This window comes from Aeromonas sp. FDAARGOS 1405, from assembly GCF_019048265.1.
In the GTDB taxonomy this organism is placed as follows: domain Bacteria; phylum Pseudomonadota; class Gammaproteobacteria; order Enterobacterales; family Aeromonadaceae; genus Aeromonas; species Aeromonas veronii_A.
This window is the reverse complement of sequence record NZ_CP077311.1, coordinates 3,603,233-3,622,916: the sequence shown is the minus strand read 5'-3', so window position 1 is coordinate 3,622,916 and position 19,684 is coordinate 3,603,233. Positions and strand designations below refer to the sequence as shown.

The window sequence follows — 19,684 nt, the reverse complement described above, 5'->3', positions numbered from 1 at the left end:
CATATTTCGAGTCGGCACTCATTAATGTCATTCTGATTGCATCAAGCCTTCATCAGGATATGAGGACTTGAGCAATTTGCCGCCTCGGTAAATTCATTTTGTAGGGAAACAACCATGCCACTGAGTGAATTTATCTCCTGCGTCGATACCGCCTGGTTACGCATGGACAGACCCAACAACCTGATGCAGATCATCGGTGTTCTGATGTTTGAAGGAGAGCTTGATGAAACGCGTCTGCGGGCCGGATTGCGCCACACCATTTCGGTGCAACCCCGCTTCCACCAGCGGGCCGTGCTGGAGGGGGGCTCCTACTACTGGCGTCATGATCCCGATTTCGATCTCGATCAGCACCTCAAGCGAGTGATCCTGCCAGGTGAAGCAGGCAAGCTGGAGCTGGAGAAGCTGGTGGCCGATCTCGCCTCGACGCCGCTCAACCACCAGCGCCCCTTGTGGGATATGCACCTGACCGACACGTCGCTGGGTGGGCAAGCGCTGGTGGTGCGCATTCACCACGCCATGGGCGATGGCTTCTCGCTGGTTCGGGCCATGCTGACCATGATGGATAACACCCCGGAAGGGGCGCCGCGACCACCGTCACCGGAGCCACTGGATGACAGAGATGACGAGGATGAGGAGGATTGCCACCAGGGCAGCCGTCTGGTGCGGGCCGGTCTCAAGCTGACCGGTAGCCTCTGGTCCAAATATGTCGAAGTGGTCACCCATCCCACCAAGGCGGTGGATTACCTCAAGACCGGGCGGGATGTGGCGAGCGAGCTGTGCAATATCGCCACCCTCGGTGATGATTCACCCTGCCGCCTGCGTGGCAAGACCACCAGCACCAAGCGGGTGGCCTGGTCGGAACAAATTGATCTGCCGGATATCAAGGCCGTGGGCAAGGTGCTGGGCTGCTCGGTCAACGATCTGCTGATCGCCGCCACCGCAGGGGCGTTTCGCCACTACCTGCAGGAGAAAGGGGATGATGCCAACAAGGTCAAGATCCGCGCCCTGGTGCCAGTCAATATGCGTGCACCGGACGATGAGGGGGCGCTGGGCAACCGCTTCGGGCTGGTGGCCCTGGACTTGCCACTGGATGTTGAACACCCGTTACAGCGGCTCTATACCGTGCGTGACCGGATGCAGGCGCTACGCACCTCGCTACAACCCGTAGTAGTGCTCAACCTGTTACATGCCCTTGGCATGGCCCCCAATGCGGTGCAACAGCAGGCCGTCGAGCTGCTCACGGCCAAGGCCAGTGCGGTGATCACCAATGTGCCTGGCCCGCAGCAGACCCTCTATCTGGCTGGAGCAAAATTGCGTCAGCCGCTGTTCTGGGTGCCGCAATCGGGGGATATCGGCGTCGGCGTCTCCATCCTCTCTTACGATCACAAGGTGCAGCTGGGCCTTATCACCGACAAGAAGCTGGTACCGGATCCGGATCGGGTGGTCGAGCGGTTTGCGGTGGAGTTCGAGCAACTGCTGTTGTTGGTGCTGATGGAGCCGGAGCTATTGTTTGACCCCAACGGACTGGATGCGCTGCTCGGTTGAGCGAGCATTTGAGCGACCAGTGACGGCGTAGCCAACCGGACTGCACCCATCATAAAAGAGGCCAACCCGCGGGTTGGCCTCTTGTTTTGTTGTCTATCCGTGGCAAGAGTGGCGGTTAATCCTCCAGCTCTTCCCGCGCCGCCTCCACATCGAGGCGCTCCATGGCATCCATGGGTTCGCATTCGGCCGCTTCGGCATAGAGGGCTTCGGCCGCTTTCAGGCGGCTCTTGCCGTGCAGCATCACCTGAGCGTTGGCGTACTCCATGCGGGCGATAGCCGATTCGGGGATCAGCGCCAGCGCCTCCTTGAAGTGACGCTCGGACTCCTCCTTCTTGGCACCATAGGTGAGGCCGCCGATCATGGCACCCAGCTTGTCGACGATCTCGGCGTGCCAGGCGCCAAAGGCGATATGGGCTTCCGCGTGGTCGGGTTCGATCTCCAGCGCCTTTTCCAGGCTTGCCTTGATCTTGTCGCCAATCCCTTGCGAGAGGGCCTTGGAGATGGAGATCACCTGACTGTATCGCCCGAGTGCCAGAGCGTGGAAATACCAGGCGTTGGCGTTCTTGGGCTGGCGCTTTTGCAGCTGCTCGGCATGGCTGGCTGCCCGTTCGAAGGCGGCGCGCTTGGCATACTTGTCCTCCAGCAGGTAGCTGGCGTGGATCACCAGCGCTTTGTTCGCCACATTGAGGCCCGCCTCACCGGCCGCTTCGCCAAGGGCGACAGCTCGGGCAAAATCCCCGGCATGATAGGCCCGCCAGGCATCCTGTACCTGCTCATCCTCGGGCCAAGGTTCGGCATCCCCCTGATGGAGACGATCCCAGTTGTCCGCCAGCTTCTGGCCAGCATAGTCATAGGCCGCATCCGCGTAGGGGAAGGGGACAAATTCGAGTTGTGAAGTGGTCATGCTTGTTCTCCCTGTAGCATGTGAATCAAACCTTGTCGGTGTAGTGATGGGCGAGGGCGCCCAGATGAGCGCGGGCATCGGCCCGCAAATAGGGTGCGACCAGCTGCATCACCTGAAAGACGCCGAGGGCGATATCGGCGTCCGCCTTGGGGTGCAGTGCCCGCTGGTAAGAGATCCAGAATGTGCCCACCAGCGCCACATTGGCCGCCAGCGTGCGCATCTGTTGCGTCGTGCCCTCCATCAGCCCGACCGTTTGCAGATGGTTGCAAATGGCGATGGCGGTCTGCTCCTTGCGGCGCAGCAGGGCGGAAAAGCGCTGTTCCACCTGATGATAACCACTCATCAGGGTCGCGATATCGTAGTAGAGGAAACGGTACTGCCAGACGGCTTCAAACATCAGGTGGAGAAAGAGCCAGATATCTTCGGGCTCATCGGACGGGGTGCTGACCGCCTCCAGCAGGCGATCCATCTGCTGTTCAAATTCGCAGAACAGGGCGTTGACGATCTCCTCCTTGTTGTGGAAGTGGTAGTAGAGATTGCCCTGGCTGATCTCCATCTCGGCCGCAATAGCCGAGGTGGTGACGCTGGGTTCCCCTTGTCGATTGAAGCAGGCGAGGGCAGTGGTCAGGATCCGCTCCCGGGTACGGCGTTTGGGTTTGCGATCCATGCTACTCCTTTGGTGATGAACGACGCACGCCGTGGCGATAGCGTTTGGCAAGCCAGTGCTGCAGCTGCTCCAGCGACTTGTCGAGGGCGGCAACCGAGCCAATGCCGGGGGCCAGCAGGGTGCGATCTTCATCGGCCAGCGCGGCCAGATTGAGCTCGAGGCCATGCTTGGCAAGCACCGGCGCCAGCTCGTCACGACGCTGCCAGAGATCGCGGCGGGTATGCTGGTAAGCGTGCTCGCAGAGACGGCGGCGATCCCGGTAACTGAATACATTGGTGAAGAACATCTCACCATCGGCAGAAGAGGGCTCAAACAGCAGGGCGTCGGCGTCCGGATATTGGTGCTTGTAGCGATCCATCCCCACATGCATGCGGGAGTGGATGATGGCGCGAAAAGTCTGGGCCAGCACCACCGGCAGACCGCTGTCCACCAGATTGGTCGGCGCGCCGGCGGCCATGTCCGCATCATAGGGCACCAGCGGATTGATGCAGAACACCAGATCCGCCCCCTCTTCCAGCGCTACCGAAGCGTGCAGGGTCTTGATCAGCGCCCCGTCCACATAGTAACGCCCGTTAATCAATGAAGGGGGGAAGAGGCCGGGCAGAGCGGCTGACGCCTGTACCGCCGCCGAGATGGGCACGTCATCGAGCCCCGGGCTACCGAAGGCAACCGGATGACCGGTGTCGAGTTCGGTAGCGACCACAAACAGTCGGCTGCGCAGCTGGCGAAAATCGTTGCTGCGGCCGGGGCGAGAGAAAAACTGGGTCAGGGTACGATCCACCCCGCGGTTGTCGAACAGTCCGGTCGGAATGGCCTTGGAGAGCCCTTGCAGCGACTCAAACAGGCTCCGCTTCCAGGGCGCCGCCAGATAGTAGGTCAGGCTCTGCCACGCCAGTGGCGGGATCGAGGTCAGGCGGTCGGCATATTCACGAAAGGCGGGGCGCAGCAAGGTGGCCGGGTCAAACATCTCCCCCGAATCATCGCTGAGCAGGATCCGCACCAGCTTAGCCGGCGAGATGCCGTTGGCCAGCGCCGATGCCACCACGGCCCCCGAACTGACGCCGACATAGATATCGGCATGGTCAAGGCGCAAGCCACTGATGCTGTCAGAGAGGGCAGCACAGGCACCGATCTCGTAGATGCCGCCGAGCGGCCCGCCGCCAGCAAGGGCAATTGCGATGGTACTCATAGCGTCGCCTCTCTATCCATGACATTCACCATGACAAGACCGGCCCAGCGCAGGGCATGGGCCGGTATCAATCACCTTCCGTCACCGCGAGGGATCAGGGCAGGACGCTCTCTGCTTTGGCCTTCACCTCTTTCACCGCATCTTCCGCAGCGGAGAGGAGATCGGCGGCCTGCTCAACTACGGCCTCTTTAGCCTTGGCTACCGGTGCCTTCTTTACCGGAGGCTTGCGGGCAGCGGGCTTTTTGGCGGCAGCCGGTTTGGCTTCTGCGGCCGGGGCTTCCTCTTCCTGTGCATCCAGCAGTTGCTGGACCACGTCGGTCAGCTCGGCCATGCGCTTGGAGAGCTTGTCGATATCCTTACGGGTCGGAATGCCGAGGCTGGCCACAGCGCGGGCCACGCGCTCTTCGAACACCTGCTCCAGACGGCCCCAGGTATTGGCAGTCTTGTCGGTCACAGCGGCAATCTTCTCATCTGCGCTCTGACGGGTTTTTGCTTGCAGCGCTTCACCTTCCTGCACCAGGGCTTCAAAGATCTTGCCACCCTCTTCCTGCGCCTTGGCATAGGCACCCAGACCCGCCAACCAGATCTGCTGGGTGGACTCCTTGATGGTGGAGGTGAGTTGGTTGTCGGTCACTGACCCTGCCAGCGCTTTCAATTTCTTAGCCATGATCTTCTCCTTGAATAACGACAGTTAAATGTAATGGCGACAACGAAACTGCAATCGGGTTGTGGCATTACTGATTTTTCAACTTCAGTCTAGGGACAAAAAATAGAGGGTTCTACCTAATAACGGAACAGGCACACCACCGAAATTAGGGTTTGCTCACGAACCGACAATCAAATTGCGGATTCCCATATGAATCGTGATATATCTAACAACCTAGTAACACCCTAATCAGTAGCAGGATTCTCTTTATGAACTATTTCATTACTGGCGGTAGTGGTTTTATCGGGCGTCGATTGATCAAAAAGTTATTCCAACAGCATCCCGACTGTATCGTCTATTTTCTGATGCGCGCCTCTCATCAGGATAAATTGCCGGAGTTATTTGCATTCTGGAATGTGGATGAATCGCGCGCAGTCCCGGTTTTTGGCGACATGACGCAACCGCTGCTGGGGGTATCGGTCGAGATACAGGAACAGTTGATCGGCAAGATAGACCACTTCTTCCATCTGGCTGCTATCTATGATCTGAACGCCAAGGCCGGGATCCAGCAGCAGGTCAACACCGAAGGGACCCGTCAGGCTGTTCAACTTGCCGAGCGGCTGGGGGCGGGGCAGTTCCACCACTGCAGCTCCATCGCTGCAGCGGGCCTGTTTGACGGTCTGTTTCGCGAGGACATGTTCGATGAGGCCGAACACCTCGACATGCCTTACTTCCAGACCAAGCACGAAGCGGAAGGGATTGTGCGAAACGAGTGCACTATTCCGTGGCGGGTCTACCGACCGGGGATCGTTGTAGGTGACTCCAATACCGGCGAGATGGACAAGATTGACGGCCCTTACTACTTCTTCAAGACCATCCAGAAGCTGCGTCGCCTGCTGCCGCCCTGGATGCCCGCCATCGGGGTTGAGGGCGGGCGCATCAACATAGTGCCTGTCAACTTTGTGGTCGATGCCATGGTGCATATTGCCCATCAGGAGGGCGAGGAGAACAAGACCTTCCACCTGACCGACCCCAACCCGATGCGGGTCGGCGACATGCTGAGCACCTTCTCCCGCGCCGCCCATGCGCCGGAGCCTGCGATCCGCATCAACGCCTCTCTCTTTAATTTCATTCCCCGCCACCTGACCGCCATGCTGATGACCATGGCGCCGGTGCGCCGCATCCGCGATGCCGCCATCGCCGATCTGGGTCTGCCCAAGGATGTGTTCCGCCTTATCAGCTATCCCACCCGTTTCGACAGTCGCGAAACCCAGCGGGTACTGAAAGGGACCGGTATCGAAGTGCCACCGCTGCACAGCTACGCCTGGCGGTTATGGGATTACTGGGAGCGCCACCTCGACCCGGAGCTCTTCATCGATCGCTCCCTGCGTGGTCGGGTAGAAGGCAAGGTGGTGCTGGTGACCGGAGCCACCTCCGGCATTGGTCGTGCAACCGCGCGCAAGCTGGCGGGTGCGGGGGCCAACGTCGTTACCATCGCTCGCGACGAGCAGAAGATTGCCGAGACTAAAGCGGAGTTTGCCGAGCTGGGGCTGACCATCGAAATCTATCAGGGGGATCTCTCCAATCTGGCGCAGGCCGAGGAGATCACCGCTCGCATCGTGGCCGATCACGGTGGCGTCGATATTCTGGTCAACAATGCCGGCCGCTCCATCCGCCGCTCCATCGAGGACTCCTTCGATCGCTTCCACGATCTGGAGCGCACCATGCAGCTCAACTACTTCGGTGCGCTCAAGGTGATCATGGGGGTACTGCCCACCATGATTGAGAAGAAAAAAGGGCACATCATCAACATCTCCTCCATCGGGGTGTTGACCAATGCGCCGCGCTTCTCCGCCTATGTTGCCTCCAAATCGGCCCTCGATGCCTGGGTGCGTACCGCCGCCTCCGAGTTTGCCGATAAAGGGGTCAGCTTCTCCATCATCAATATGCCGCTGGTGAAAACGCCGATGGTCGCGCCGACCAAGGTCTATGAGCAGGTACCGATGATGACGCCGGAAGAGGCGGCCGATCTGGTGTGCGATACCATCATCAACAAGCATGTGCGACTGGCCACACGCCTCGGGGTATTTGGTCAGGTGGTTCACGCTCTGGCTCCGCGTGTCGCTCAGGTCATCATGAACACCAGCTTCCGCACCTTTGCCGATCCCAAGGATGGCGACAAATCCAAGGCCACCGCCGATCAGGTTGCCGTCTCGACCCTGATCAAGGGGATACACTTCTAACCGGGTGATGGGATAAAGAGATCAACAGGGGCCTGAGCAATCAGGCCCCTGTTTTATTTGGAATAGCAGTTGAAGAACGGTTAAGGAGGGTCAGACTCGGGACAGCAGATAAAGCAGCAGATCAGTCGTGCGGCGCGAGTAGAGCAGAGAGAGATGGCCAATGGCAGGCAACTCGATATCTTCCATTCCCGCCAAGCGTTGCCGCTCCTGCGGCATCACCACATTGTCGTGACTGGTGCGCACCGAGATGCCGGGTACGCAGAGAGGAACCGAGGCGAAACGCTGCAACCAGCCGGAACCGGGCTCCATCTCACGGGCATTGGCCCCAAGCCCAAGGGCGGCAAGCTGACTGCCCTGATGGGGGGTGGCCAGGGTGACCAGGCACTCTACCTTGTCACCACCATGGATAGCCAGATAGTCGCGGCAGACCAGCCCGCCCATACTGTGACCGACCAGCACCAGCTTGTCAGCCCCAGTTTGCGCGAGCACATCGTCAATTCGCTTGCCCAGTAGCGGCACCATCTCATCGATATGACCAAATGGTGGCATCAGGGTAATGGTGGCGACCACATGGCCTGCGGCCTCCAGTTGGGCGCGCTGGGTGCGCCAGATCCCGCGACTGCAACCGTAACCATGCACCAGCAATACGGGGCGCTGGCATGGACGCAGCCGATCGGGTGCCATCAGCAAAGGCTCAAACGGTAGCAACAAGGTGAAGGTGTAGAGGTAGGCCAGCATCTCCTGCGCCATCATCTTCACCCTGCGCCAAAGGCCGATAGCCGGGGAGGGGTAGAAGCGGGTAAACAGCCAGCTACCGAGCACCACCAGGCAGCGCACCCCAAGCAGGGAAAACACCACAAACAGCAGGGTCAGCAACCAGGGGAGTCCCACGACCAAGTGGGCGATACTCCCAAGGAGCAGCACCTCTACCATCAGCAGGATAAACAGGTGTCGTACGATCGTCATAAGGCCATGATCCGACCAGTCTGACGTGGAAGTCAAATGACACTTTGAGACAGCTTGATCCAGCGCGGCTTTTGTCGCTAAACCCCGGCGAACTCTTTTCCGGTGAGGCTATTTGCAATACTGTATATCCATACATATACTCTATCCATTATCACCAAGAGGAGGCCATCATGGCTGTCGAGATCAAATATGTGGTTGTTCGTGGGGGAGTGGAAAAAATGACCTTTGCCAGCAAAAAAGAGGCCGATGCCTATGACAAGCTGCTGGATACGGCCGACGAGTTGATGACTCTGTTGGCTGGCGCCCCGATCGAGCTGGCACCAGAGCAGCAAGAGAGTCTGGCATTCTACCTGGCAGAGCAGCGTGATGTGCTGCAAACCCTGCTGCGTGGCGGCAAGGTTCAGGCAGGCACGAAGGAAGAAGAGGCTCCAGCGGCCAAGCGCAAGGAGAAGCCACTCAAACAGGTTGCCTGATTGCACAGACCTGCTATTTCTCGGGATAAATAGCTCACACCATTCACTTTAATTGCATTTAAATCCATTTTTACGGCTATTTATCCCGAGAGTTTTTTAACAAAGATGCATATCCCATGCATAACTGAATAGCGTACACAACTGAGCGAAACCAGCCAGATCTATGAGGAAATAATGAGCAAACAGTGGAGAGATCGTTATCCAGATCGCTCCCGGTGACCTCAATCAGCAATAACAAGAGACAGAACAAAAACTAGCAGAAGCAGCATTCATCTATCACGAGCCCTTTTTTATCATCTCGGCTCACAGGCACATATCGATTCATCATCAACAAGCAACACCATGACTCAACACCCATTATCCTTGCCGCCGGCCATGCCGCTGTTTGACAGTCTTATCTATCTGGAAACTGGCAACCCGCAGGTCAATCAGTACCTTGCCAACCTCAGCCTCAACGATGTGCCCGATGCCGGGCTGGTTTACGAGCTGGCGGTCGATTGGTTGCTGGAGCAGCGCAACAGCGAAAACAACTACAAAACCTATCGCAGCGAACTGACCACCTTTTTGCACTGGTGCTTTTGCGAGGCGGCCATCAGCCCGAAAGATCTCACTCGCCGCATCATGATCCGCTATCTCGACTACTGTCAGTCGCCACCTGAAGAGTTAATCGCCTATCGCAACGTGGCGCAATTTGTCCTAGACAAGGAGTGGGGGGAGCGGTTGCCCAATCCGCAATGGCGACCGTTTTTGGGCAAGCGGGAACTGGGCCGCACCTTGCCCTACCGTCTTAGCGAGCAGGCGATGAAGACCAAGCTCGCCATCCTGTCGGCCTTCTTCCAGTTCCTGATCCAGGAGGAGTACATGGACAGGAATCCCGCTCTGCTACTGCAGCGGGTCAAACGGCCGCAACAGCAGGAGGCCGATGATCAGGTGCAGGCCTTCAGCGAGTTGCAGTGGTCATACGTGATGCAGGCCGCCGATACCCTTGCCAACGACCATCCGGAGCAGCACGAGCGCAGCCGTTTTCTCACCATTCTGATGTACGCTTGCTATCTGCGGATCTCTGAGGTTGCAGCCCGGCCGGGCTTTACCCCTGTGATGGGGCAGTTCAGGCGGGATCGCAAAACCGGCGTCTGGGGTTACTACATACCCAGTAGCAAGGGGGGCAAGCGCCGCACTGTTGCCGTTTCACAGGCGCTGCTTCAAGCACTCGAACGTTATCGCACGTTTCTGGGACTCTCGCCCTTGCCGGCACCCAACGAGCAGACTCCGCTTTTTATCCGTCATAAAGCGGCAGCCCACGGCCGGGAGCAGGGAGAACTTAATGCCAATTTAGGGATACGTCAGCTGCGTGAGCTGATACAAGCGGTGATAACCAAAGGTGCCGAGCTTGCCGAGCTGGATGGCTTTTATCAGGATGGTGCCGAAATGCGGCAACTCTCTCCCCACGCTATTCGCCACACCGGGATCACTCATGACATCAACCTCAACGGCCGACCACTTTCCCACGTACAAGCTGATGCGGGCCACGACAGTATCGACACTACCTCCAAATACCTGCACACAAGCCAAAGCGAGCGCCATGAGAGTGCACAGCAAAAACCGCTCGACAGATTGCGATAAAAGCACACTAGTGAGAGATAACGAAGAGAGAAGAAATGGAATGGCATCACCTTGAACCACGTCATTTTACAATATATCCCTGTCAATCGGAGTGAGTGCAATGGCTGCCCACTGTGAAAAGGGGAGCCCAATACACATATTGTTCAAGCATTTTAATAGTGAACGCTTGTCTCAAAATACGACATTTGTGGTTTCAGAATATCGACCAATGGGAGGGGGCGATTGCTATATCTTGTTATCTCTACAGCTCACCCCCACCATGCTCACGCAAACCAAAGGGGAGGGGCATTATCTCTCACAAGGCAAGGTTGTTATCATTGAGTTCTTTTTTCGCCAGAACCGCATCAATATCCGTATGAAGCATGGTGCTCAAACAGGGGATGCACGTGGCAAAGAATATTCGTGGTAACAAGATGGGAAGAACGGCGAAAACCAAACCTACACCATTCCTGGGCGGGGGACAGGCCCTCGTAAAGGCTTATTGAAGATATACACGAAGGAAAACATCCTGACTTTCATATTTATAAGCGTAATGGGGTCAGGTTCGTGAGAGCCGCTCCAGATAGCTCAGAGCAAAACAACGTTGATAAGGACTAGGATGGTGATGCCGATAAATGGGGTTATCGGCATAATTTGTGAAACCAAGGTTAAAATTGACCTTCAACATGTCTCACAGAGTAGGCCCACACCAGAAGAGAGAAAAAAATATATGGGAGAACGTTCACCATTTCGGGTCGCAACCCTCGAGGAGCTTATGGCCAAGGGGACGTGCTGAGTCTGGCCGATCTGGTGCGACGGGTCAGCCCTGGAAAAATGTCTGAAGCCTTATGGCATTCTGTGAAGGTTCATTGCTTGCTGTATTGTCATTTTGATACTGATTAAGCTAGAGCTATTAGCGTAACAAGGCGTAGTAATGCAAAGATTCCAATACTTCTCAAGTTGTGACACTTTCAGGCGGTGGCTATAGGATAACCGTCAAGCCGCTGAATGATGAGGAGAGCAATGATACCTGCTGCGTATGGTTCAATCCCGAACTGGGCGGAAAGCCCGTAGAGTGGACCTTCCCAAGTATCCTGCTGAAACTGAAAGAAAATCAGGAACTATATGGCTATGGCCGAACATTGTTTAAACTTGGTGATAATGCTCGTGGCGCTATAGACTGCCGTGATTTTGAATTGGGGGCCTTCCGGCCCCTCTGTTTTACTCTTAACCAACACTGCGCATAATGTATATTATGTTAAATCAAGTATCTTGTTTCCTGTCACCACTTATTGAACTGTGTATAATGGCAACAATTGATCCTATCTTCGACCGGATGTCTTAAGTGGCTGAATTAACATCAGAACAATTAAAACCCGCTTTTGCGATTGAACAGTTCCCCAAGCTTAGCGAGCTTGAACCTATCCCCTTTGCTGCACTGCAACCCAGAGCCATTTCCGGCATCAAACGTCTTGCCAGTTTTGATGGTGACTGTCCGGTCATGCTGCTCAACGGGTTCCCCGGCGCAGATTACGAAGGCGTTTGCCAAACGTTGATTGCCGACTCCAATGGCAAGGACGGTGACCTGTTTGATCTCTGCTACACCGAAAATCTGAACAACCCCTACAAACCTATCTGGCTGCGCCTGCAACCGGGCACCGGCGTCGAGTTTTGCGAAATGGTTGGCGAGCTGCTCAAGCTGTTGAGCCACCATCTCGATGCCGAACGTATCGTGACCCGCATCATGCGCAAGCAGAACAATGATCCGAAAATCGATGATTTCCTCTCCGATCTGGCGGCTCACGTGGCATTGGGTCTGGAGTTCCAGCACCCCATTCTGATCAACCTGCTGATCCACCACGAAGCGCAGGAAGCGCCGGTGATTTATGGCCGCGATCTCAACTGGGATACCCTGTTTGGCTCCATCAATTACCAGACAGAACAAGGCTCTGTCTATGCCAATCAGCACCTGTTGGAGCCTGGCTTGCTGCGCGAAGCCAATGGCGGTTACCTCATCTTGCAACTGGATGAGCTGCTCGACCAGCCTCACCTCTGGTTCAAACTGAAAAATGCCATGCAAAAAGGCGAGCTGGACTGGAACGCCTATCAGGAAGGGAAAACTCTGACCCCCTTCTTCGCGCCTGAAGCGACCCCCATCAAGCTCAAGCTGATCCTGGTTGGTGACCGACTGGACGTGGCCGAGTTCCAGATGCTGGATCGGGATATGTCCGAACGCATCTTCCTGCGCGCGGATCTGGTGTCAGAGGTCAATATTGAAGAGGATCTGCAGGAATTTCTGCAGTACCTGGCCTGGCTGCGCCAGCGCTGGAGCCTGCTGGACTTCACGCCAGCCGCCCTCGCCGCCCTTTGTCGTCATGCCAGCCGCCTCTGTGACCATCAGGAGTGGCTGTCGCTCTCCGAAGTGCAACTCTCCGCCATCATGCGGATGGCTGACAGTCTGGCCCGGGAGCTGGAATCTGATGTGGTCACCGACGAGCATATCCGCGGCGCACTGGAGGAGCAGGATTACCGCCTCAACTATCTGGTTGAGCAGTCCGATCAGGGGGTTATCGACGGCCAGATCCTGCTGCAAACCGACGGCGAAGAGATTGGCCAGATCAACGGCCTGTCTGTCATTCAGGTCTCCGGTCACCCTTATGACTTCGGCGAGCCGGTGCGCCTCACCGCGACCGTACACCTTGGTGATGGCGATGTGGCGGATATCGAGCGCAAAGCGGAGCTGGCCGGTCATATCCACGCCAAGGCGATGATGATTATCCACGGCTATCTCTCCAACAAATTTGGTGCAGAGAACCCCTCCCCCCTGTCGGCCAATCTGGTGTTCGAGCAGTCTTACCACGAAATTGATGGCGACAGCGCCTCCCTGACCGGCTTGTGTGCCCTGCTCTCTGCCCTCGCCCGCCAGCCTATCTATCAGCACTTCGCCGTGACCGGTGCGGTCGATCAGTTTGGCAATGTGCAGGCCGTTGGTGGCGTGAACGAGAAGATTGAAGGCTTCTTCCGGGTGTGCAAAATCCACGGCATCACCGGCAAGCAAGGGATCATTTTGCCGGGCACCAACATCCAGCAGCTGAACCTCTCTGACGAGGTGATTGCAGCGGTTGAAGCAGGCCAGTTCCACATCCACCCGGTGGATCATGTGGAAGAGGCCATCGAGTTGCTGACTGGCTGTGTCGCCGGTGAGCCTGATATGCCCGATACCCTGTTTGGCCGTATTCAGGAGCGGTTGGACGAGTTGAACGGCTCCACTGCCAAAGTCGGACTGCTGCAATCCCTGCTGGGGCGCCTGTTTGGCCGCTGATGAAGTGATCGGAGTTGTTTAGCGAACAACTGTAAGCTAAATTGGCCCAGCTTTGACCCATTTGAAGGAAATACCGCGTGACCGTAGACAATACCACCATGGAAGCCCGCCTTTCCCTGTGCGAGCAGGGCAAGAACTCTTTTACCCGTGAAGAGCTGCTGGCTTGCAGCCGTGGCGAACTGTTTGGTGAGGGTAACAGTCAGCTGCCTGCCCCCAACATGTTGATGATGGACCGCATCGTCAAGATCAATGACAACGGCGGCGAACACGGCAAGGGCGAGATCCTGGCTGAGCTCGACATTACTCCGGATCTCTGGTTCTTCGATTGCCACTTCCCGGGTGACCCTGTGATGCCTGGCTGTCTCGGTCTGGACGCCATGTGGCAGCTGGTTGGCTTCTTCCTTGGCTGGAAAGGTGGCCCCGGCAAGGGTCGTGCTCTGGGCGTGGGCGAAGTGAAATTCACCGGCCAGATCCTGCCGACTGCCAAGAAAGTGACCTACAAGATCACCTTCAAGCGCGTCATCAACCGCAAGCTGGTGATGGGGATTGCTGATGGTGTGGTCGAAGTCGACGGCCGTCCGATCTACAGCGCCACCGACCTGAAAGTGGGCCTGTTCAAAGATACCACCGCATTCTGATCTCTCTGATTGGTAGTAAAACAGCATTAACGCAAAGGGGCCACAACGGCCCCTTTCCTTTTGTAATGAGTGATGAAGTAGCAGCTACTTCATGAAGAGGCCTGAGCCCCGCCCTTCCATGGCGTCACGCCAACCACCAAGCCAATGCCCTCGGGCATCCAGGCATTGATACGGACACGCTTCTTTCTGTTTGCCGACCACGCCAGCCTGATAACCACGAGCACGAGCTCTTTCCAGACGGTCCCGCTTCTGTCTCTTCATCATCTACGACCCTCTTCGTGGAAAAAAAAAGCGACCAATTCTGCATCGGTCGCTTTCATCTTTACTCCTGCGAACGCACTCGGTCAAACAAAAACTTCCACCCTAACCGGGCTATGTGACACAAGGCACTGAACTGGATTAAGTTTTAATTACAGGGAGCTTACTCCTGATTTTTGAGTCCTTCCAGCTCTTCCCAGCGAGCAAATGCCTGCTCCAGCGCGGCTTCAGCGGCATTGAGCGCATCCAGTTTCGGCTGGGTTTTATCTGCCGGCAGCGAGAAGAACCCTGGCTGGTTGATCTCGCTTTGCAGCGCATCCAGCTCGGCTTCCAGCTGCTCAAGACGAGCAGGCAACCCTTCCAGTTCAAGCTGCAGCTTGTAGGAGAGCTTCTTGCTCTTCTTCGGCGCTTCTGGCGCGGCGGCAACGACCGGCTCCGGGGCCTTGACCGGTGCACTCTTGGCCTGTTGTTGAGCGTTCTGCTGTTCGCGGGTCGCCATCATGTCGGCGTAACCACCCACGTAATCGCTGATGCGGCCATCCCCTTCAAACAGCCAGCAGCCGGTCACTGTGTTGTCGATGAAGCGACGATCGTGACTCACCAGCAGCAGGGTGCCGGGATAGTCGGAAAGCAGCTCTTCCAGCAGCTCCAGGGTTTCCACATCCAGATCGTTGGTCGGTTCATCTAGGATCAGTAGGTTGCTGGGTTTAAGGAACAGCTTTGCCAGCAGCAGCCGGTTCTTCTCGCCACCGGAGAGCGCCTTGACCGGGGTACGGGCCCGCTTGGGCTCGAACAGAAAGTCCTGCAGGTAACCAAGAATGTGACGGGAGCGGCCGCGCACCATCACCTCCTGCTTGCCCTCCCCGACGTTGTCCACCACCGTCTGCTCGGGATCGAGCTGCTCGCGGTACTGATCGAAGTAGGCAACCTCCAGATTGGTGCCCCCCTTGACGGTGCCACGGGTCGGCTCAAGCTGCCCCAGCAACAGCTTGATCAGGGTCGATTTGCCGCAGCCATTGGGGCCGACCAACGCAATCTTGTCGCCACGCAGCACTTGCAGATTGAGCTCCTTGAACAGGGTGCGATCGCCAAAGTCCAACCCCAGCCCTTCGGTCTCGAACACCAGCTTGCCGGAGCGATTGACCTCGTCCAGTTGCAGCTTGGCCTTGCCCTGCAGCTCGCGGCGCTGGGAGCGCTCCATCCGCATCGCTTCAAGGGCGCGCACCCGGCCTTCGTTACGGGTACGGCGAGCCTTGATACCCTGCCGAACCCAGACCTCTTCCTGGGCCAGCTTGCGGTCGAATTCGGCATTTTTCAGCTCTTCGACCCGCAGCCACTCCTCTTTCCCCTGCAGATACTCGTCGTAGTTGCCCGGCCAGGAGGTGATGGCGCCGCGATCGAGATCGATGATCCGGGTTGCCAGCTTGTGGATGAACTCCCGATCGTGAGAGATAAAGACGATGGCGCCGCGAAAATCCTTGAGGAAATCTTCCAGCCAGTTGATGGCTTCGATATCCAGGTGGTTGGTCGGCTCATCGAGCAGCAACAAGTCGGGATCGCAAGCCAGCGCACGGGCCAGCGCCACTTTGCGCAGCCAGCCACCGGAGAGGCTATCGAGGGTCACGTCAGGATCCAGCCCCAGCAGGGTCAACACCTGACTGATACGGGTCTCGAACTGCCAGCCGTTCTGATAATCGAGCTGCTCTTGCAATTCGCTCATCTTGCGAATATTGGCATCTGACGGATCGCTCGCCAGCTCCATGGAGATGTGGTGGTACTGCTTGAGCAGCTCCCCCACCCCCGCCAGCCCTTCGGCGGCATAGTCAAACACCGTCAGCTCGCTGGAAGCCGGCGGATCCTGCTCAAGGCGGGTCACTTTCAAATCTTGTTGCAGCACCAGACGCCCGTCGTCCAGCGGCAATTCGCTGGCAATGACCTTCATCAGAGTGGACTTGCCCGCCCCGTTGCGGCCAACCAGACAGAGGCGCTCGCCCCGCTCGATGGTCAATTCGGCATTGTCGAGCAGCGGGAAATCACTGAACGACAGACATGCGCCGTGCAATGTTAAAAGAGCCATGTGTGTTCCTTATTTCATATGAAAAAAACGGGCAGCAGACTGGGTCTGCCCCCGTTTTATCGTCAAATCACTCTCACCCCTGACGGGCGGCCCAGCCCTTGAGCTCCACCAGCGTGAAGGGCCAGCCGAGCTCGCGGCCCGCCTCGTCACGCAGCACCGGAATGCGCACCCGATAGGCGGCAAGCCACTGCTCATCATCCATGATGTCGCACTGGCGGGTGGTAGTGGCAAGGCCAGCCGCCTCCACCAGCGCCCACGCCTGTTCGCACAGGTGGCAACCGTCGGTATGAAACAGGGTCAGCATCACACCTCGCCTTGCTCCGGCGCATGGGTGATGATCCAGCAGTTGTGGATGTGCTGGTTACGTTCGAAATCCTTCGGTCGCGTCTTCTGGGTGATGTTCTGGGCCTTGAGACCAGTGGCCTCGAGACCGGCCAGATCCATCTTGAAGTGACGCTTGTTGTTGGAGAAGACCAGAGTGCCGTCCGCCGCCAGCAGGCGCTTCAGGTGCTGCATCAGCAGCAGGTGATCGCGCTGTACGTCGAAGCTCTCGTCCATCCGCTTGGAGTTGGAGAAGGTGGGCGGATCGATGAAGATGAGGTCGTACTGCTCATCGGCTTCAGACAACCACTTCAGGCAATCTGCCTGGACAAACTTGTGCTGACGGCCCACCAGCGAGTTGAGACGCATGTTGTCCTGCGCCCAGTTCAGGTAGGTGCGCGACATATCCACCGTGGTGGTCTCGCTGGCACCGCCAAGACCTGCGTGCACGGTGGCACTGCCGGTGTAGGCAAACAGGTTCAGGAAGCGCTTGCCCTTGGCCATCTGACCCAGCATACGGCGAGTCTGACGGTGATCGAGGAACAGACCGGTATCCAGATAGTCATAGAGGTTGACCCACAGACGGGCACCGTACTCCTGCACTTCCATCCGGTGCTGCTCTTCGGAGAGCTTCTGATATTGCTGTTTCCCTTCCTGACGCTCACGCACCTTCAGGATCACCTTCTCGCCATCCATCCCGGTCACCTTGATGGCGGCCTGCACCATGTCGAGCAGACGCTGACGGGTCTTCTGGGCGGGGATGTCCTTGGGCGCGGCATACTCCTGCACCACAAGATAGTCCTGATAACGGTCGATGGCGGCGTTGTATTCCGGCAAGTCGGCATCGTAGATGCGATAGCAATCGATGCCCTCTTTGTTGGCCCATTTCTCGAGGGTTTTCAGATTCTTGCGCAGACGGTTGGCAAAGTCCTGTGCCACCTCTTTTTGGGAGGCCACGGAGTCCAGTGCAATCTGGTAGTTGCGCAGCTGACACTCGAGGGCACCGTTGAACAGGCGATATTGCTTGTCGGCGCGCAGGCGCAGACAGCTAAGCAGCTCGGGGGATGCGGACAGAATGGAGACTCTCCACCCCTGGAAGCTGCGACGCAGAGCATCACCGAGGGCCTGATGCACTTCCAGCAGCGCCGGGAACTCGCCAAGACGCTCGCCATAAGGCGGGTTGGAGATGAGCATACCGACCTGACGGGCCTCCCCTTGACCTTCTTCCCCTTCAACAGCGGCAGACATCGGCAGCGGGTTTTCCAGCTTGGTGACGTCGGCCTGCCTGAAGGTGATGAGATGGGCCACACCGGCTGCTTTGGCGTTATCACGGGCTTTGAGCAGCACACGCTGGTCGGCATCACAACCAAACAGTTTGACTTCGCAACGCTGCATGCCACGTTTGGCGCGTACTTGCGCTTCCATCATCAGGCTTTGCCACAGCTCGCTATCGTGCTGCAGCCAGCGATCGAACCCGAAGCGCTCGCGGCGCAGCGCCGGTGCCATGTCGGCGGCGATAAAGGCCGCTTCAATCAGCAAGGTACCGGAACCACACATGGGGTCCATCATGGGCTCACCGGCCCAGCCGCTACGGGTAATCATGGCGCAGGCCAGGTTCTCTTTGAGCGGTGCTTCACCTGTGCCCTGACGATAGAAACGCTGGTGTAGCGCCGGGCCTGACAAGTCCAGCGTGATATTGGCCTTGCCCTTGCCCAGGTGCGCCATGATGCGAATATCCGGCGACTTCTTGTCCACGTCAGGACGCACGTGACCGCGCTTGGTGAAGCGGTCGACGATGGCATCCTTGATCTTCAGCGCGCCATATTGGGTATTGCGAATGGCAGGGTTGGTACCGGTAAAGTCCACCGCGATGGTAGAGGTGCCGGAAAAGTGCTCTTCCCAGGGTATGGTGTGGGCGCCCAGATAGAGATCCAGATCGTCGTTCATCTGGAATTCGGAGAGCACCAGCACGATGCGGGAGGCAAAACGGCTCCACAGACAGGCCTTGTAGCCAATCGCCAGTTCGCCTTTGAAATGGACGCCAGCCACGGTCTCACGAACCTGCTCTGCGCCAAGATTGGTCAGCTCATCGGCCAACAGGTTTTCCAGCCCCTTGGGGCAGGTTGCAAAAAATTCTTTCATCACGCTCACGGGGAACCCATAAAAATAGTGCCGCATTATACCTCATCAGGCGGGCTGGAGCATGCAAAAGTCGGCGCAAACAGCAGGATGGAAACAGATTGATAGGTGGCGAATAAAGGTAAAAGACCCCATGACTACCCGATGGGGAGATCATGGGGCCAGACATCATTTAGCGGATCACTTCATACGAGCCTTGAAACGGGGATTGCTTTTGCAAATGACGAACAATTTGCCCCGACGGCGCACCAACTGACAATCGGGATGACGTGCCCGTGCGGATTTGAGTGAACAGACGACCTGCATTCAGGACTCCTTCTTGCTTGAAAATGCGCCAAAGCGCTTGTTGAAACGGGCCACACTCCCCTCACTCGATACCTGCTTCTGCTTGCCGGTATAGAACGAGTGCGACTGGCTGGAAACATCGAGCGACACATAGGGATACTCCTTCCCGTCTTGCCACGTATAGCGGCGATCGCTCTTGATGGTTGACCCGACCAGGAAAAAGGCATCTGCTGCCGTGTCATGGAACAGCACCAAACGATAATCCGGGTGAATATGAGGCTTCATGGCAACTCCATTTTGTTATGTTATAACAAAATGTAAGTGAGAATAGCTCTCGTTTCAAGCATAAAATGTCGTATGAAGAAAATCGCTTCAGTGAGTGATGTGTTGATACTGAGGTGGAGGCACT

At 57.1% G+C, this 19,684-nt stretch carries 18 protein-coding genes; 7 read left to right on the top strand and 11 right to left on the bottom strand.

Annotation, left to right across the window (positions count from 1 at the left end; all coding sequences use genetic code 11):
• The first annotated feature begins 114 nt into the window (after nt 1-114).
• On the top strand, nt 115-1,545 hold the full coding sequence (locus I6L35_RS16585) for a wax ester/triacylglycerol synthase family O-acyltransferase (protein ID WP_216978791.1): 1,431 nt from the start codon (nt 115-117) through the stop codon (nt 1,543-1,545).
• 115 nt (nt 1,546-1,660) lie between these two features.
• On the opposite strand, the gene I6L35_RS16580 is transcribed toward I6L35_RS16585, so the two are convergent.
• The 4 genes from I6L35_RS16580 to I6L35_RS16565 form a co-directional block, all read right to left on the bottom strand.
• Nucleotides 1,661-2,449 carry a hypothetical protein gene (locus I6L35_RS16580; RefSeq protein WP_216978790.1) on the bottom strand — a complete coding sequence of 263 codons (789 nt, stop codon included), beginning with the start codon at nt 2,447-2,449 and terminating at the stop codon, nt 1,661-1,663.
• Between the two features lie 25 nt (nt 2,450-2,474).
• Nucleotides 2,475-3,116 carry a TetR/AcrR family transcriptional regulator gene (locus I6L35_RS16575; RefSeq protein WP_201956796.1) on the bottom strand — a complete coding sequence of 214 codons (642 nt, stop codon included), beginning with the start codon at nt 3,114-3,116 and terminating at the stop codon, nt 2,475-2,477.
• Nucleotide 3,117: 1 nt separating this feature from the next.
• Nucleotides 3,118-4,305, bottom strand: a complete 1,188-nt coding sequence (locus tag I6L35_RS16570; RefSeq protein ID WP_108612728.1) for a patatin-like phospholipase family protein — start codon at nt 4,303-4,305, stop codon at nt 3,118-3,120.
• A gap of 94 nt (nt 4,306-4,399) precedes the next feature.
• Complete coding sequence (locus tag I6L35_RS16565) at nt 4,400-4,972, bottom strand: phasin family protein (RefSeq protein ID WP_216978789.1); 573 nt, start codon at nt 4,970-4,972, stop codon at nt 4,400-4,402.
• Between the two features lie 248 nt (nt 4,973-5,220).
• Between I6L35_RS16565 and I6L35_RS16560 the strand changes: the two genes are divergently transcribed.
• Complete coding sequence (locus I6L35_RS16560; RefSeq protein ID WP_206876881.1) at nt 5,221-7,194, top strand: SDR family oxidoreductase; 1,974 nt, start codon at nt 5,221-5,223, stop codon at nt 7,192-7,194.
• Nucleotides 7,195-7,284: 90 nt separating this feature from the next.
• Here the strand turns inward: I6L35_RS16560 and I6L35_RS16555 are convergent, their stop codons facing one another.
• The gene (locus I6L35_RS16555; RefSeq protein ID WP_216978788.1) at nt 7,285-8,160 is read right to left on the bottom strand and encodes a triacylglycerol lipase; all 876 of its coding nucleotides are present in this window, start codon (nt 8,158-8,160) and stop codon (nt 7,285-7,287) included.
• Between the two features lie 170 nt (nt 8,161-8,330).
• On the opposite strand from I6L35_RS16555, the gene I6L35_RS16550 reads away from it, so the two are divergent.
• From I6L35_RS16550 to fabA, 5 genes are all read left to right on the top strand, one after another.
• Nucleotides 8,331-8,633, top strand: coding sequence for a YebG family protein (locus I6L35_RS16550; protein WP_005333111.1), 303 nt, complete (start codon nt 8,331-8,333; stop codon nt 8,631-8,633).
• Nucleotides 8,634-9,008: 375 nt separating this feature from the next.
• The gene (locus I6L35_RS16545; protein ID WP_216980306.1) at nt 9,009-10,256 is read left to right on the top strand and encodes a tyrosine-type recombinase/integrase; all 1,248 of its coding nucleotides are present in this window, start codon (nt 9,009-9,011) and stop codon (nt 10,254-10,256) included.
• Nucleotides 10,257-10,356: 100 nt separating this feature from the next.
• Nucleotides 10,357-10,665 carry a hypothetical protein gene (locus tag I6L35_RS16540; protein WP_216978787.1) on the top strand — a complete coding sequence of 103 codons (309 nt, stop codon included), beginning with the start codon at nt 10,357-10,359 and terminating at the stop codon, nt 10,663-10,665.
• Nucleotides 10,666-11,580: 915 nt separating this feature from the next.
• The gene (locus I6L35_RS16535; RefSeq protein ID WP_005336580.1) at nt 11,581-13,557 is read left to right on the top strand and encodes a Lon protease family protein; all 1,977 of its coding nucleotides are present in this window, start codon (nt 11,581-11,583) and stop codon (nt 13,555-13,557) included.
• Between the two features lie 98 nt (nt 13,558-13,655).
• Nucleotides 13,656-14,195 (top strand): 3-hydroxyacyl-[acyl-carrier-protein] dehydratase FabA, encoded by a 540-nt coding sequence (fabA, locus tag I6L35_RS16530; RefSeq protein ID WP_196783564.1) that lies wholly within the window; start codon nt 13,656-13,658, stop codon nt 14,193-14,195.
• Nucleotides 14,196-14,279: 84 nt separating this feature from the next.
• Here fabA and rmf read toward each other — a convergent pair whose 3' ends face one another.
• The 6 genes from rmf to I6L35_RS16500 form a co-directional block, all read right to left on the bottom strand.
• Entirely contained in the window at nt 14,280-14,456 is a 177-nt protein-coding gene (gene rmf, locus I6L35_RS16525; protein WP_010674759.1) for a ribosome modulation factor, read from the bottom strand.
• Nucleotides 14,457-14,616: 160 nt separating this feature from the next.
• Complete coding sequence (locus tag I6L35_RS16520; protein ID WP_216978786.1) at nt 14,617-16,530, bottom strand: ABC transporter ATP-binding protein; 1,914 nt, start codon at nt 16,528-16,530, stop codon at nt 14,617-14,619.
• A gap of 73 nt (nt 16,531-16,603) precedes the next feature.
• On the bottom strand, nt 16,604-16,834 hold the full coding sequence (locus I6L35_RS16515; RefSeq protein WP_216978785.1) for a glutaredoxin family protein: 231 nt from the start codon (nt 16,832-16,834) through the stop codon (nt 16,604-16,606).
• Nucleotides 16,834-19,029, bottom strand: a complete 2,196-nt coding sequence (gene rlmKL, locus I6L35_RS16510) for a bifunctional 23S rRNA (guanine(2069)-N(7))-methyltransferase RlmK/23S rRNA (guanine(2445)-N(2))-methyltransferase RlmL (RefSeq protein ID WP_216978784.1) — start codon at nt 19,027-19,029, stop codon at nt 16,834-16,836. The genes I6L35_RS16515 and rlmKL overlap by 1 nt, the downstream gene beginning before the upstream one ends.
• 141 nt (nt 19,030-19,170) lie before the next feature.
• On the bottom strand, nt 19,171-19,296 hold the full coding sequence (gene ykgO / locus I6L35_RS16505; protein WP_005336596.1) for a type B 50S ribosomal protein L36: 126 nt from the start codon (nt 19,294-19,296) through the stop codon (nt 19,171-19,173).
• Nucleotides 19,297-19,560 carry a type B 50S ribosomal protein L31 gene (locus tag I6L35_RS16500; protein WP_005336598.1) on the bottom strand — a complete coding sequence of 88 codons (264 nt, stop codon included), beginning with the start codon at nt 19,558-19,560 and terminating at the stop codon, nt 19,297-19,299.
• Nucleotides 19,561-19,684 lie beyond the last annotated feature (124 nt).

What these genes read in the sequence shown, in the direction of transcription:
- I6L35_RS16550 (WP_005333111.1), top strand. Translation starts at nt 8,331, where the DNA reads ATGGCTGTCGAGATCAAATATGTGGTTGTTCGTGGGGGAGTGGAAAAA.
- I6L35_RS16500 (WP_005336598.1), bottom strand. Translation starts at nt 19,560, where the DNA reads ATGAAGCCTCATATTCACCCGGATTATCGTTTGGTGCTGTTCCATGAC.
- I6L35_RS16555 (WP_216978788.1), bottom strand. Translation starts at nt 8,160, where the DNA reads ATGACGATCGTACGACACCTGTTTATCCTGCTGATGGTAGAGGTGCTG.
- I6L35_RS16540 (WP_216978787.1), top strand. Translation starts at nt 10,357, where the DNA reads ATGGCTGCCCACTGTGAAAAGGGGAGCCCAATACACATATTGTTCAAG.
- fabA (WP_196783564.1), top strand. Translation starts at nt 13,656, where the DNA reads ATGGAAGCCCGCCTTTCCCTGTGCGAGCAGGGCAAGAACTCTTTTACC.
- I6L35_RS16545 (WP_216980306.1), top strand. Translation starts at nt 9,009, where the DNA reads ATGCCGCTGTTTGACAGTCTTATCTATCTGGAAACTGGCAACCCGCAG.
- I6L35_RS16515 (WP_216978785.1), bottom strand. Translation starts at nt 16,834, where the DNA reads ATGCTGACCCTGTTTCATACCGACGGTTGCCACCTGTGCGAACAGGCG.
- I6L35_RS16520 (WP_216978786.1), bottom strand. Translation starts at nt 16,530, where the DNA reads ATGGCTCTTTTAACATTGCACGGCGCATGTCTGTCGTTCAGTGATTTC.
- ykgO (WP_005336596.1), bottom strand. Translation starts at nt 19,296, where the DNA reads ATGCAGGTCGTCTGTTCACTCAAATCCGCACGGGCACGTCATCCCGAT.
- I6L35_RS16575 (WP_201956796.1), bottom strand. Translation starts at nt 3,116, where the DNA reads ATGGATCGCAAACCCAAACGCCGTACCCGGGAGCGGATCCTGACCACT.
- I6L35_RS16560 (WP_206876881.1), top strand. Translation starts at nt 5,221, where the DNA reads ATGAACTATTTCATTACTGGCGGTAGTGGTTTTATCGGGCGTCGATTG.
- I6L35_RS16585 (WP_216978791.1), top strand. Translation starts at nt 115, where the DNA reads ATGCCACTGAGTGAATTTATCTCCTGCGTCGATACCGCCTGGTTACGC.
- I6L35_RS16580 (WP_216978790.1), bottom strand. Translation starts at nt 2,449, where the DNA reads ATGACCACTTCACAACTCGAATTTGTCCCCTTCCCCTACGCGGATGCG.
- rlmKL (WP_216978784.1), bottom strand. Translation starts at nt 19,029, where the DNA reads ATGCGGCACTATTTTTATGGGTTCCCCGTGAGCGTGATGAAAGAATTT.
- I6L35_RS16570 (WP_108612728.1), bottom strand. Translation starts at nt 4,305, where the DNA reads ATGAGTACCATCGCAATTGCCCTTGCTGGCGGCGGGCCGCTCGGCGGC.
- I6L35_RS16565 (WP_216978789.1), bottom strand. Translation starts at nt 4,972, where the DNA reads ATGGCTAAGAAATTGAAAGCGCTGGCAGGGTCAGTGACCGACAACCAA.
- rmf (WP_010674759.1), bottom strand. Translation starts at nt 14,456, where the DNA reads ATGAAGAGACAGAAGCGGGACCGTCTGGAAAGAGCTCGTGCTCGTGGT.